The 14,540-nt window shown below is 55.3% G+C and carries 11 protein-coding genes; all 11 read left to right on the forward strand.

What is annotated here, in order from left to right:
• Positions 1-4: 4 nt before the first annotated feature.
• The 11 genes from NBE99_RS03415 (at position 5) to NBE99_RS03465 (ending at position 14,495) form a co-directional block, all read left to right on the forward strand.
• Positions 5-316, forward strand: coding sequence for a nucleotidyltransferase domain-containing protein (locus NBE99_RS03415; protein WP_250683099.1), 312 nt, complete (start codon positions 5-7; stop codon positions 314-316).
• Positions 310-786 (forward strand): hypothetical protein, encoded by a 477-nt coding sequence (locus NBE99_RS03420; RefSeq protein ID WP_250683100.1) that lies wholly within the window; start codon positions 310-312, stop codon positions 784-786. The genes NBE99_RS03415 and NBE99_RS03420 overlap by 7 nt, the downstream gene beginning before the upstream one ends.
• 7 nt (positions 787-793) lie before the next feature.
• Complete coding sequence (locus tag NBE99_RS03425; protein WP_250683101.1) at positions 794-3,259, forward strand: ATP-binding cassette domain-containing protein; 2,466 nt, start codon at positions 794-796, stop codon at positions 3,257-3,259.
• Positions 3,260-3,452: 193 nt separating this feature from the next.
• The gene (locus NBE99_RS03430) at positions 3,453-4,367 is read left to right on the forward strand and encodes a fatty acid desaturase family protein (RefSeq protein ID WP_250683102.1); all 915 of its coding nucleotides are present in this window, start codon (positions 3,453-3,455) and stop codon (positions 4,365-4,367) included.
• Positions 4,364-5,368 (forward strand): alpha/beta fold hydrolase, encoded by a 1,005-nt coding sequence (locus tag NBE99_RS03435; RefSeq protein WP_250683103.1) that lies wholly within the window; start codon positions 4,364-4,366, stop codon positions 5,366-5,368. Before NBE99_RS03430 ends, NBE99_RS03435 begins: the two co-directional genes overlap by 4 nt.
• Before the next feature lie 105 nt (positions 5,369-5,473).
• Positions 5,474-7,660 (forward strand): amylo-alpha-1,6-glucosidase, encoded by a 2,187-nt coding sequence (locus tag NBE99_RS03440; RefSeq protein WP_250683104.1) that lies wholly within the window; start codon positions 5,474-5,476, stop codon positions 7,658-7,660.
• Positions 7,661-7,739: 79 nt separating this feature from the next.
• Entirely contained in the window at positions 7,740-10,457 is a 2,718-nt protein-coding gene (locus NBE99_RS03445; protein ID WP_250683105.1) for a bifunctional acetate--CoA ligase family protein/GNAT family N-acetyltransferase, read from the forward strand.
• A gap of 49 nt (positions 10,458-10,506) precedes the next feature.
• Complete coding sequence (locus NBE99_RS03450; RefSeq protein ID WP_250683106.1) at positions 10,507-11,649, forward strand: 5-(carboxyamino)imidazole ribonucleotide synthase; 1,143 nt, start codon at positions 10,507-10,509, stop codon at positions 11,647-11,649.
• 12 nt (positions 11,650-11,661) lie between these two features.
• Positions 11,662-13,197, forward strand: a complete 1,536-nt coding sequence (locus NBE99_RS03455; protein ID WP_250683107.1) for a hypothetical protein — start codon at positions 11,662-11,664, stop codon at positions 13,195-13,197.
• A 2-nt stretch (positions 13,198-13,199) separates the two neighbouring features.
• Complete coding sequence (locus NBE99_RS03460) at positions 13,200-13,493, forward strand: DUF2103 domain-containing protein (RefSeq protein WP_315897307.1); 294 nt, start codon at positions 13,200-13,202, stop codon at positions 13,491-13,493.
• Positions 13,494-13,496: 3 nt separating this feature from the next.
• Positions 13,497-14,495: an ABC transporter permease gene (locus NBE99_RS03465; RefSeq protein ID WP_250683109.1), complete on the forward strand. Its 999-nt coding sequence runs from the start codon at positions 13,497-13,499 to the stop codon at positions 14,493-14,495.
• Positions 14,496-14,540: the final 45 nt, after the last annotated feature.

Here is a 14,540-nt window from a genome sequence, read left to right on the forward strand (position 1 = left end):
GAGAGTGAGGTTGCGATTAACGGATCAGCAAGTGCAGCAAATTTGCCAGACGGTGGCGGAGCTAGTGGGTACCGAGGCCGAGGTGTGGTTGTTTGGTTCGCGGGTGGACGATCGCCTGAAGGGGGGCGATGTGGATTTGTTGATCCGGCTCTCCCAACCCGTTGAGAATCCTGCCCTTGTCAGTGCTCGACTCAGTGCCAAAATCAGCCGCGCCATGGCGGGTCGGAAAGTGGATATTCTCCTCTGGGCACCCAATCTCCAGCCGCAGCCCATTCATGATTGGGCACAACAAACGGGAGTTCGCCTTCGATGTTGAGTCCTCAAGTTCAGGAACGGCTGCATCACCTTTGCGAATTGGTGGAGCGAGAAGTGGCACACCTACAGGTGACGGATCAACGCCTCTTTCAGGAGCCATTTACGGCACGCCGAGCGGCACAGTTGGAGGAAGATATTGATCTAGCGGAGCGCGTGGATGCTTTTGTGGCCCGCTTTGGTCGCCTTCAGGATACCCTAGGGAGCAAGCTCTTGCCTGCCTATCTGAGCGCCTTTGGCGAACCAGTGGCAACTTTTTTAGAAAACCTTGACCGTGCTGAGCGGCTTGGCCTTGTGCCTGATGCGGACGCTTGGTTTACGATGCGGCAACTGCGCAATCAAATGGTGCACGATTACATTCGAGATGCAGCCATTTTGGCCACTAGTTTGCAGGCCGCCCATGAGTTTGTGCCTGTTTTGATTGAAACTGCCGCTCGCTTTTGCCAACGCATCCAACAGGTCTCCCCTTCCTAAACGGCCTATGCGATCGCCCGCACCCCAAACAGTTGTTGATCTACCCACCGTCACCCTCACCCTCGAAAGTCGGGGGCAAACCTTGACCTACCGGCTGAGCCAACCAGAGCATCGCTTGGGGCGGGATCAACAGTGGGCAGATTTCGTGGTACCCGATGAGCCACCGTGGTTAGTGATTTCTAGCCGCCATGCCGTTTTTAAGCAACAGGGGGCAACCTACTACCTTTTCGATGGCGATGGCAATCAACGCCGCAGTACCAACGGCACGTTCTACAATCGGCAGCGCATCGGCCTTGAGGAAGGCTTTGCCCTAGGGGAAACGCGGCGCCTAGAGATTGGCCAAGATCCGGCCAACAAAGTGCAGCTACTCGTGCAGATAGAGTTTTCGGGAACTGGCAGTCCCCCTCCCTTACCGCAGCAACGCCGCCTTGTCCTGAAAACCCTGAAGGAATGGCCGCTGACTTTAGGGCGTCAAGCCAGCAACAGTTATCAGCATTGGCAGCTGGATGCCCCCACGGTGTCTCTGCACCACGCCAGCATTGATCGCACGAGTGGGGGTCTCTATGTGCTACGGGATCTCGGCAGCAGCAACGGCACCTATGTCAACGACAAACTGCTCACAGCTCCCCACACGTTGCGCAACGGCGATCTCATTCGCATTGGGCCTTTTGTGCTTCTTTACCGTCAGGAGACCCTAGAGATCACGGATCAGGGCAGCCATGTTCGCATTGATGCTTGGGGATTGGAACGATGGGTGAAAACCCCCGCAGGCGATCGCCCCCTCTTAGCGGATGTCTGCTTTGTGGCGGAGCCAAAGCAACTGGTGGGGATTGTCGGGGGCAGTGGGACTGGTAAATCCACACTGCTCAAGGTGTTAATGGGACTTGCCCCTGTTCAGAAAGGACAGGTCTTGCTCAATGGTCTCAATCTGCATCGCAATATCGCTGCCTACCGCCACCAGATTGGCTATGTCCCCCAGGAGGATATTTTGCATTCTCGCCTAACCGTAGAGGAAGTTCTGAACTATGCGGCGCAACTGCGCTTACCCGCGGATACCGATGCCCAAACCCGCAAAGCAGCGATTCAGCGAGTGCTCGAACAGGTGCAGTTAACGGGAACAGAACAGCAACTGGTGGCCAATCTCAGTGGTGGTCAGCGCAAGCGAGTGAGTATTGCTGTCGAGCTATTGGCCAATCCCAAGCTCTTTTTCCTTGATGAACCCACTTCTGGTCTGGATCCGGGCTTGGACTTTTTGCTGATGCAGTTGCTGCGAGAATTGGCGGATCAGGAGCGCACGATTGTCTTGGTTACCCATGCCACAAGTCATGTGAACCTGTGCGATCGCCTGTTGGTGATGGGAGCCGGGGGGCGCCTTTGCTATTTTGGTCCTAGCGATCGCGCGCTTGCATTCTTTAGCCCTTCGAGCGATCGCCCCCTGCAGTCCGTGGCTGAAATCTATGCCCTCTTAACCCCCGAAAACAGTGCCCAGTGGAGTCAAAAATTTCGCCAATCCGCTGACTATCAACACTACCTTGCCAGCTACCTCAGCATGGGGCAGCACTATGAGCGCACCAGTGTTCTGGGGGGTGAGAGTCGTCCCAGTGCCGAACCCCCTCCCCAACAGCCGGCACCGCCTCACCTCTATCAATGGCGGGTATTGTGTCAACGCCAGTGGCAACTCCTGTGGCGCGATCGCCTGAGCCTTGTCTTAAATCTCATTAGCGTCCCCATAGCGCTGCTGCTCACCCGCTTTGCCATCGATCGCTCGCCTTTCCTGCCCCAAGATCCCCCCGGCCTGCTGCAAGCGGCGCAAACGCTGCGCATTCTCTTTGTCTTTACCTGTGCGTGTCTTTGGGTAGGACTCTCTGGCTGGGCACAGGCCTTGATCACAGAGGTGGCCATCTATCGCCGCGAACGCCTTGCTAATCTCAGTCTCTGGGCCTACATGGCAGCCAAACTCACCCTTGGCAAGGGCATGGCCTTGGTACAAACCCTCCTCATCACCCTTGTCGGACTATTGGCCTTTGGTCTGCCTAGAGGTGCGCTCCTCCCTTGGCCAGTGGGCTTTGGCATCACCACCTTCTTGACGCTAGTGGCCAGTCTCTGTTTGGGACTTTTGATCTCCGCTGCCGTGAATAACAGCGATCAAGCCAGCAAGATTTTACCGCCATTGCTCCTACCCCAAATTATTTTCGCTGGCGTCCTCTTTAAGCTCACGGGCGTTGCAACCGCTCTCTCTTGGCTGACGATTGGCCGTTGGACGATGGGTGCCTATGGTGCCTTGATTGATGTCAATGGCATGGTGCCACCGCCTTTAGATTTTGGCCTCTTTGAACCCCCTCCCCAACCCTTTGACCCCACCCCCGTCTATGCGCCCACTTGGGGCAATCTCCTCTTGAATTGGGGAATGCTAATTCTGCACAGCCTGATTTACACTGGGGTGGCGACGTATCTGCAACGGCGCAAAGGCTAGGACAGCCCTTCTAAAAATCCAAGCTTGAGTAATATGGGTGCTTGCAATAGGTTAGGCCAAGGCGGTATTCAAAGATACAACGATCCTCCATCAAATAAGCTAGGCTAGCTTGTTAGCTCCATGTCCTGATATTCGTCCTGACAAAGGATCAGCTTTTCCTAATCCACTGCCCACAGGATTTAGACAAGCCCCTATGACCCCATCAACGAGTTCCTCTAGCCTGCTCTCGGTGGCCGAGTTGCAAGACCTCAATCAACGCAGCGATTGGGCTGGCCTACGCCAACTAGCCCTGCATTTAGGCATCATCTGTTTGAGTGGTGCCGTATGGCTGACACAACTGGGAGCGCGCTGGTGGTTGGCTATTCCGGCTCTATTCCTCTATGGCACCAGTTTGGCAACGATGTTTGCGACGCTCCATGAGTGTTCCCACCGCACGGCTTTTGCGACTCAGCGCCTGAATGATGCGGTGGCGTGGTTGGCGGGGCTACTGTGCTTCTACAACAGTGATTTTTACCGCCGCTATCACAAATGGCACCATCGCTACACGCAAATTCCCGGCAAAGACCCAGAACTCGATGACCCCAAGCCGACCAATTGGCGGGAGTATTTGTGGGAACTGAGTGGCTTGCCTTGGTGGTGGGGTAAACTGCAAACCTTCTGGAATCTGCTCCTTGGTCGCTTGGAGCGCTATCCTTACATTACGCCAGAAGCCCGTCCCGAAGTGATCCGCTCGGCACGAGTGCAAGTAATGGTTTACATGGGGGCGATCGCCCTCTCAATGACATTGGGCTATCCTTGGTTTCTCTTGGGCTGGGTGCTGCCCCTTGCAGTGGGTCAGCCCGTACTGCGGTTCATTTTGCTGGCCGAGCACACCCATTGCAGTCACGATAACAATGGCTTAACCAACACGCGCACGACGCTGACGCTCTGGCCGATTCGTCTGCTGATGTGGAATATGCCCTACCACACGGAGCATCACCTCTATCCTTCCATTCCTTTCCATGCCCTTGCCAAGGCACATGCCTTCCTGAAACCCCATTTGACCCACTGCGTTTCGGGCTACTTTCAGGTGCACCGCCAAATTGTGGCGCAGTTTCGCTCCGCATGAGCTGGGGGACGTGGCAAACCCCCAACTTTCCCCTTGCCTGTGGCGTGACGTTGCCAACTTTGAAGCTTGTCTATGCCACCTATGGAGAGTATCGGGGCAACAATGCCATTCTCTATCCCACCTCCTATGGCGCCCAGCACCCTGATATAGATTGGCTGATCCATCCCGACGGGATCCTCAATCCCCAAGAGTGGTTTGTCATTATCATCAATATGCTGGGGAATGGCCTCTCTACCTCCCCCAGTAATAACCCCCACTGTGGCCTGCGGGAAGCGGGCTTTTGGTTTACTCATTGGGACAATATCCGTGCCCAAGCCCAACTGCTGGAAGAGGTTTTTGGTATTGAGCGGTTAGCCCTCATTTATGGCTGGTCGATGGGGGCACAACAGGCCTATTATTGGGGTGTGCATTTTGGCGATCGCGTCCAACGGATTGCTGCCCTTTGTGGCACCGCCCGCACCACGGATCACAATCGCCTCTTTTTGGAGAGTTTGCGGGCAGCCTTGACAGCAGATCCCGCTTGGGAGGGTCAGCAGTTTCAGGGTGTTCCCGATCGCGGGTATCGTGCCTTTAGCTATATCTATGCCAGTTGGGCAGCCTCTCAGGCCTTCTATCGTCAAGGCATTTACCGCAGCTTAGGCTACAGCTCTCTGGCTGACTATATCCAACAGGGTTGGGAAGCCAATTATTGCCGTCGTGATCCCCATGACTTGTTGGCCATGATTGACACGTGGTTGCACTGTGATGTCAGTTCTCTCCCTCCCGATGGCGATTACGCAGCTGCCCTTGGGCAAATTACAGCCAAAACCCTCGTGATGGCTAGTAGTACCGACCTTTACTTTACCCCAGAAGATTGTCAGGCGGCGGCGGCTCTGATTCCCCATGCCCGCTTTCAGGTGATTGATTCAATTTGGGGACACCGCGCGGGCAATCCTCGTCAAAACCCGGCGGATGCTGCGGTGATTCGCAAAGCCGTAGCGGACCTGTTAGCCACGTCCTAACTTTACTTTCCGCATATTTACTTATTGCGATCGCCCGAGCAGTGAAGGAAGATCTAGCGAATGAGCCAAAATTGTTCTTTCTAAAGAGAGACCGCTGCCGCATCCATGGAGAGTGACGTTGTTTCCCTGTACGGGCGCGATTACATTCCGATTGTCGCCCCACCCCCGCCCGCCACTAAGATTCAAACCCACCCCAAAACAGTTCCCGTTCTCAAGGACGACGACGTGCTGCTCATCTGTGATGAGTTGGGCAACATCTGCAATGACGAGCAGCAAACAGCCATTACAGGCCTCTTTTGTCACGATACCCGCTTCCTCAGTCAAGCGGAGTTGCGAGTGGGTGGCGATCGCCCGGTGCTGCTGAGTTTTCATTGTACGGGTAGCCATGCCCTCAAGGTGGTGTGCACCAATCCCAAGCAAGCTACTCTACCCGCGGAGGCACTGGCGATCGAGCGATTCCTTGTGGTGCGCGGTGCCCTTTTTGAAACGATTCTAATTACCAACCACCAAGTACAGCCCGCAGTGGTGGATATTCAGCTTACCTTTGCGGCAGACTTTCAAGATTTATTTGAAATTCGTCAGTATGGGGGGGGGCGGCCGCAACGGGGACAGACTTTGCAACCCGTCAGTTGTGAATTGCGCCACACCAAGGGACGCGCTGATCTCTGCTTTGCTTACCAAGGCCTTGATGGTGCCTTGATGGAGACCCAAGTGCAGTTCTTGGGCACCCCTCCGGATCGTCTTGATGACACCACCGCTACATGGCACCTCAAGCTAGAACCGCAAGGCTACCACAGCATTCACTATTGCGTCCGTCCCTTTACCAATGGAGCACCCACGGCTCACGTACCGGTACCCTCCTCCCTTGCGGCTGCTGATCAAGCGGCCCAACAGGAACGACAACGGTGGTGGTCAGACTGTACGGAAATTATCACTTCAAATCCGCAGTGGAATCGCATCCTACGGCGGGGGATGGCGGATCTCTACATGCTTTTGCAGTCCTTTGGCCATGGCAAGGTCTTGACCGCTGGAATTCCTTGGTTTGCCACGCTCTTTGGCCGTGACTCCATCATCTCAGCAATGCAAACGCTGATCTTGAATCCAGCGATCGCCCGTGATACGCTGCGCACCCTTGCCCACTATCAAGGGAAGCAGGTCTGTCCTGAGCGCGATGAGCAACCGGGGAAAATTCTCCATGAACTGCGTTTTGGCGAGATGGCGCGCAACCGCGAAATTCCCCACACGCCCTACTACGGTACGGTTGATGCCACCCCCCTGTGGCTAATGCTCTATGCTGATTACTATGCATGGACAGGCGATCGCACCACCTTAGAGCAGTTATGGCCCCATGCCCTTGCGGCAATGAATTGGATTGATCAGCAAATGGCTGCCACGGGCTACCTCACCTACGATCGCAAAGCAGCAAAGGGAATTGATAACCAAGGCTGGAAGGACTCTGGCAACTGTATTGTCAACCGCCGTGGTGAACTGGCTCACGGCCCCATTGCCCTCTGTGAGGTGCAAGGTTATGTCTATGCAGCGAAAATACGCCTGAGTGCAATTGCCCAAGAATTTGGCTATGGAGAGTGGGGCGATCGCTGGCGGCAGCAAGCAACGGATCTCAAGGCTCGCTTTAACCGCGACTTTTGGCTTGAACCGGAGGGATTTTATGCCCTTGCCCTCGATGGTGAGGGTCGTGCCGTTGATAGCCTCACCTCCAATGCAGGTCAGTGCTTGATGACGGGTATTTGCGACCCCGAGAAAGCCCAGCGAGTAGGGCAACGCCTGCGGCTGCCGGACTTGTTTAATGGTTGGGGCATTCGTACCCTCAGCAGCACCTCCCCTGCCTACAATCCCATCGGCTACCACTTGGGTTCTGTGTGGCCCCACGATACGGGCCTGATTGCTTTGGGGCTGCGTGCCATTGGCGACAGCCACTTTGCGTTAACCTTAGTGGACACCCTTTTTGATATGGCCTGTCGGCAGCCAGATTTGCGCCCGCCAGAACTGTTCTGTGGGTTCGATCGCCAGACCTATCCCCAACCGGTGCAATATCCAGTGGCCTGTTCCCCCCAAGCATGGGCGACGGGGAGTCTGTTTCAGTTTATTCAGATCATGGTTTGGCCGCTCGTGGATGCGCCCCAAGGTAAGTTCTCAGTGTATCAGCCCCTGTTGCCCGCCAGTATTGAGGAACTCCACATCCGTAACCTGCGGGTCGGAGACACTCGCTTTCACCTGCGGCTCTGGCGCAGCGGCGAGAATGGCTGTGACTGGGAACTGCATTCAGCGTAACGAAGCGTAACTAGGCGCGATCGCGCTCGCTAGAGTAGAGGTGGCTTAGTTCCCCAACTGCTGTAAAGGGAGCAATCCCATGACCCGAACCACTGCCTACGACATTTGGCGAGCCGGTCATCAGCCCCTGCGCCCCCTCTTTGCCCCCCAAAGCGTTGCTGTCATTGGTGCCACTGAAAAAGAGGGCAGTGTTGGCCGCACCCTGCTATGGAATTTGATTCAAACCCCTTTCGGCGGCACCGTCTTTCCCGTCAACCCTCGCCGCAGTTCTGTTTTGGGCATTAAAGCCTATAGCAGTGTCACGGCTGTACCGGAACCCATAGATTTAGCCGTGATTGCCACCCCAGCGGCAACTGTTCCTAAGGTCATTGCTGAGTGTGCAGCAGCGGGTGTGAAAGGAGCAATCATTGTTTCAGCCGGGTTTCGGGAAGTGGGGGCAGCCGGACTAGCCCTTGAAGAAGAGATTTTAACCATTGCCCGTCAAGCGCGGATGCGCATTATTGGTCCCAACTGTCTGGGTGTCATGTGTCCGCCCACGGGGTTGAATGCCACCTTTGCCGCGACAATGGCGCGATCGGGTCATGTCGGCTTTATCAGTCAAAGTGGTGCCCTGTGCACCTCAATTTTGGATTGGAGTTTGCAGGAAAATGTCGGCTTTAGTGCCTTTGTCTCCATTGGCACGATGCTGGATGTGGGCTGGGGCGATCTCATTTACTACCTTGGTGATGATCCCCAAACCCGCTGCATTGTCATTTACATGGAGTCCCTAGGGGATGCGCGCTCCTTCCTCTCAGCCGCGCGGGAAGTGGCCTATGTCAAGCCCATCATTGTCATCAAAGCGGGTCGAACCGCCGCCGCCGCCCAAGCCGCTGCTTCCCACACGGGGGCATTGATGGGGTCAGATGCCGTTTTCGATGCAGCACTCGCACGCTGTGGTGTCCTGCGGGTGGAAACCATTGAAGATTTATTTGACATGGCCGAAGTCTTGGACAAGCAATCGCGCCCCAAAGGCCCCCATCTCACGATTCTCACCAATGCCGGTGGCCCAGGGGTCTTGGCTACCGATGCCCTGATTCGGGCGGGGGGCAAACTAAGTCCCCTCTCTGCGGACACACTAGAGGCACTGAATCAAGTGCTCCCTCCCGCTTGGAGCCATGGCAATCCCGTGGATATTTTGGGGGACGCCACCCCAGATCGCTACCTCAAGGCGCTGCAACACTGTGAAACCGATGCTAATAGCGATGGTCTACTGGTGGTACTCACCCCCCAAGCAATGACGGATCCGCTGGCGATCGCCCAAGATCTCGCCACCTACGCCAAAAACCGTCCCAGTGGTGCCAAACCGATTCTGGCGAGTTGGATGGGGGGCACGAGTGTCAAAGGTGGGGAAGCGATTCTCAATCAGGCGGGCATTCCCACCTATGCCTATGCTGATACGGCAGCCCGCATCTTTAGCTATATGTGGCGCTATAGCGATCACCTGCAAGCCCTCTACGAAACCCCCTCCCTCCCCTTGACCACCACCCCGCCCGATCGCGACACCGTTGCTCGCCTTTTTGAGCAAGTTCGCCGTGAAGGACGTACCCTCTTAACGGAATGGGAAGCCAAGAGTGTCCTTGCTGCCTACGGAATTCCTGTGGTGGAAACCTGTATTGCCCGCAGTGAAGCAGAGGCGGTGACCGCTGCCAATCACCTAGGGTACCCCGTGGTTCTCAAACTCTACTCCCCAACCATTACCCACAAAACGGATGTGGGGGGTGTGGCTCTCAATCTTTCCAATGCTGCTGCGGTGAGGACGGCTTACCAACAGATTGAGAAAAATGTCACCACTGCCGCTGGGGCAGGGCATTTTGCTGGGGTGACAGTGCAACCGATGATCCCGTGGAAGGGGTTTGAGCTGATTTTGGGCAGTTCCACCGACGCTCAGTTTGGACCGGTGATTCTCTTTGGCACCGGCGGACAGTTGGTGGAAGTCCTTGAAGATACGGCGATCGCTCTTCCCCCCCTGAACACCACCTTGGCACACCGCCTGATTCAGCACACAAAAATTTCCCGTGCCTTCGCAGGTGTGCGGGGCTGGCCAGCCGTTAACCTTGCCCTGCTTGAGGATCTGCTGGTGCGCTTTAGTCTGCTGGTGGTGGAGCAACCGTGGATCAAAGAAATTGACATCAATCCCCTCTTGGTGGCACCCCCCGATCGCCTCGTGGCCTTGGATGCCCGCATGGTGCTCCACAAAGAGGAAAGCACTTTTGTCAAGCCTGCGATTCGTCCCTATCCCACCCAATACATCCGTCCGTGGCAGTTGCGCGATGGCACCCCGGTGCTGATTCGCCCCATTCAGCCAGAGGACGAACCCCTGATGCGGCAGTACCACGCCACCCTCTCTGAGCAAAGTGTCTATCTGCGCTATTTCCATCTCATGAAACTCTCACAGCGGATTGCCCACGAACGATTAGTGCGAATTTGCTTTGTGGATTACGATCGCGAGATGGCGCTGGTGGTGGAGCATCAAAGCCCTGCGGGAACTGAAATTATTGGTGCGGCCCGTCTCAGCAAGGATCACTTTAGTAACACGGCCGAGTTTTCACTGTTGATTAGCGATCGCTGGCAGCGGCAAGGCTTGGGTACTGAATTGCTGCACCGTTTGATTCAAATTGGCCGCGATGAGGGTCTGAGTGCGATTCACGCCTATGTCCTCAAAGACAACGAGGGGATGATCCGCATTTGCCGCAACTTGAACTTTGAGTTTGCTGGGGGTGACGATCCCAGCGTTTGGTTTGTGCAGCTGAACCTCTAGGAGGCATTGAGGTAGGACAATAGTTTCCGTTGAGTCTATTGCAGGAAGCGTGAACAAAGGAACCAAGATTGGGGTGATTGGTGGCGGTCAATTGGCTTGGATGTTGGCGCTGGCCGCCAAGGAGATGGGACTCTCGCTGTGGGTACAAACACCTGCGGCAACGGATCCAGCCGTCGCGGTTGCTGAGGGGGTCTGCTATGGGGCGATCGCTGATGGGGCGACCACGGCGCAACTTGCTCAGCACGTTGATGTAATTACCTTTGAGAATGAGTTTGTGGATCTCGAGGGATTGCAGCACCTTGAGAATCAGGGCGTTTGTTTTTATCCTCGCCTTGCTTCCTTAGCGCCCCTCTTGAACAAGTACCAGCAGCGGCTCTTTTTAGAGGAACTGGGGATTCCTGTACCTACCTTTAGCTATTTGCGCGATCGCCCCCCAAGCATTCCCTGTGTGATTAAGGCCTGTCGCCATGGCTACGACGGTCAAGGGACGTTTGTCATTCAAGATGAGCAGGCATGGCAGCAGTTTCAGCAACGCTGGCCAGAGATCCCGCCCCAAGGGTTTTTGGTGGAAGCCTTTGTGCCCTATGTCAAAGAACTGGCCATCATGGCAGCGCGATCGCCCCAAGGGGAGATTGCCCTTTATCCCGTGGTGGAAACGCAGCAGGTGGCTGCCATTTGTCGCTGGGTCATTGCCCCTGCCCCCCTTGACTCCCAAGTGAGTGGGCAAATTCAGCAGATTGCCCGCCAAATCCTAACGGCGCTTGATGCTGTGGGTATTTTTGGCATTGAGTTTTTCCTCACGGCCACAGGTGAGGTACTGGTGAATGAAATTGCCCCCCGCACCCATAATTCTGGCCACTATACCATTGATGCCTGTGTCACCAGTCAGTTTCAGCAGCACCTCCGCGCGATCAGTGGCCAGCCCCTAGGCAGTCCCGCTATGCAGGTACCCGCAGCCGTCATGGTGAATCTTCTGGGCTTGCCAGAGCCTGAGGTTGATTATGCAGCAAAACGTGAAGCGCTAGCCGCCCTCCCCCATGCGAACCTCCACTGGTATGGTAAGAGTCAAGCCTACGCGGGTCGCAAGTTGGGTCATGTCACCGTACTCTTGGCACAGCCGGAGGCAGCACGGACAGTGATCCAGCAAATTGAGGCGATTTGGTATGGTACTCCTGTTGCTGCGACTATGTAAACGTTCCTGCTGATGCGTTCTCACTCCTTTCCTCAGCCTCTGGATCGCGCTGCTCTGAGTGTGTTTTTTGTGGCACTGCTTTTCACGCTCCTCCTCTTGTGGGGGGGCGATCGCACCCAAGCTGAAGTACGGGACTTTACTTGGCAAAACCGCGACGTGGGAGCCGACGATCGCGCCTTTATCCTCTCCTTTAATCGGCTAATGGATTGGTCGTCGGTGGCAGAGCATCTTAAGATTGAGCCAGCTCTTGAGGGCAAGGCCAGTTGGTCGGGGCGCCGTTTTGCCTACACGCTGACGCAGCCGATTCCCTACGGTCAAACCTTCAAGGTGTCCCTTGAGGATGCCGTTTCGGTGCCCCAAGGTAAGCCCCTCAAACCGTTTCAGGGGCAGTTTCGCAGTCGCGATCGCGTGCTAGTCTATCTTGGCTCCGGGGTCGAAGAGGGACGCCTCATCCTCTATAACCTGACGCTGCAACAAAAGACCTTCTTGAGTCCTCCCAATCTGCGGGTGTTTGACTTTCAGCCCTATCCCGCGGGCGATCGCATTCTCTTTAGTGCCGGCGAGCGGGGCCAGCAAATGGGCTTTGACCCCCAACTGTACACCGTCACAACAGGGCTATACTTCAATGCCCCCGATACGCCGCGTCGTCAACCGCGCCCTGCGGGCGAAATTTCCCTGATCCTTGACAACAGCGAGTACCAAAACCTGCGCTTTCAGTTGGCCAATGATGGTAGCAAGATAGTTGTTCAACGGGTGAATCGTCTCCAGCCTGCGGACAGTTCCCTATGGCTCCTTGATGAAAATTTTCAGCCCCGCCGCCTCAACCAAGCGGCCGCTGGCGATTTTCGCATTGCCCCCGACAACCAGCACCTAATTATTGCCCAAGGGCAGGGACTGGCCATTGTGCCCCTTGAACCGGGCAATGGTGAGAGTGACTTTGACTTTTTGCCCCAGTATGGCATGGTGCTGGACTTTAGCCGTGACGGCCGTCAAGTAGCGGTGGTGAAATTTAACCCCAACTTCTCGCGATCGCTCTATGTGGTGGACATCTTTGGCGAGCATAGGGAATTGCTAACCATCAATGGCTCAATCATTGCTGGTCAATTTGATCCCAAGGGGGAATTTCTCTATGCCATCCTCACCCGCATTGCAGGGGAGGGCAGTTACCGCGAAGTTCCCTATCTTGCCCTCTTTGATCTGAAAACCAAGGAATTGTTCAAGCTCAAGGATTTTGACCCCCAGCAGGAACTCTACCTCAGCTTGGCACCCGATGGCCGTACATTGGCCATTGACTATGTTGAGGGACGGGAAATGCCCGATGCGGTGGACAATAGCGATCTGTATAGCGAGACTGCCCCCGTCAACCCCAGTCCCAGTGATCTGGCAGAACTGCCCACTGCCCCCCAAGCATCACCCCCGCCACCGCGTCAACTGCCCCCTCAACAGCATCAAATTTGGCTCTTCCCCCTAAAATTAAATCAAGATAAAATTGTTGTTGGGATGCCAGAACCCTTGGCACCCGGCTTGCAAGCACGGTGGTTACCTTAACAATGGCAGCAGCAACTGGTCGGGTTGTCCTGAATCACTCTACCCATATTGAAGGCTTGATTCCCGTCTTGGAAAAATTGGCCAAAGTGGCGGGGATTAGTACACTCACGCCCGGTGTCATTGCTCCTGTCAAAGGTAAGTCTCCCCATTTGCATCTACGGGTGTCGGTACCAATCAAGGGCGGGTTTAAGCTAATTGCGCGGCGTGGCAAAACGGTGCAGGAGGTGTTTGTCATTACCCAACTGAGTGAAGCAGAACTCAAGGCTGCTATTGATGCCGTGCTGGCTTCCAAATAACCGATGCTCAAATCCATTGGCCAACGTTGGGGGAATGACACGAGCCGCCTTGTTCTCAAACGCTTGGGAGAAGCCATCATCACGCTACTGTTAGCCTCTGCCTTGAGTTTTGCCATCATGCAGTTGGCACCGGGGAACTATCTGGATAACCTCAAGGCGGATCCGCAGATTTCTTTGGAACGCTTGCAGGAGTTGGAGCGGCAATTTGGCCTAGATAAGTCGCCCATTGAGCAATACTTTCGCTGGCTGTGGCAGATTATCCGCTACGGCAACTTTGGCACCAGTTTTGTCTATCAGCGATCGGTGGCCTCCCTATTGTGGGAGCGCGTACCGGCCACTCTCCTCCTCTCTTTTAGTTCCATTCTCCTGACATGGGGGCTAGCTATTCCCTTAGGGATTTGGGCAGCGGTGACCCAAGATCGTTGGAGCGATCGCCTGCTGCGGGTCATTAGCTACATTGGCCAAGGGTTTCCCAGTTTTATTACAGCGCTGCTGCTCCTGTTTCTCGCTCAAAGTACCCCTTTGTTTCCTGTGGGGGGCATGACCAGTGTGTTTTACGATGACCTACCGTGGTGGGGCAAAGTCCTCGACATTGGCTGGCACCTGATTTTACCGACCGTGGCACTTACCCTCACCAGCTTTGCCGGCTTACAGCGACTGATGCGCGGGAATTTGCTGGATGTGCTGCGGCAAAACTATATTCAAACAGCACGAGCCAAGGGACTCCCGGAATCGCGGGTGATCTATGTCCATGCCCTGCGCAATGCCGTGAACCCCTTAATTACCCTGTTGGGCTTTGAATTTGCTAGCCTCCTCAGCGGTGCTTTTATTGCCGAATTTTTCTTTAACTGGCCGGGTCTCGGTCGGCTCATTTTACAGGCGGTAACTGCCCAAGATCTCTATGTCGTCATGGCCAGTCTCATGATGGGGGCAATAATGCTGATTGTCGGCAACCTCCTTGCGGATTTACTCCTGAAATGGGCTGACCCTCGGATTAGGTAGTAGCCACCCTTTCCATAGGGATTGAACACACCCAAAACAGTCAAA

Source organism: Thermosynechococcus sp. HN-54 (assembly GCF_023650955.1).
Classification (GTDB): domain Bacteria; phylum Cyanobacteriota; class Cyanobacteriia; order Thermosynechococcales; family Thermosynechococcaceae; genus Thermosynechococcus.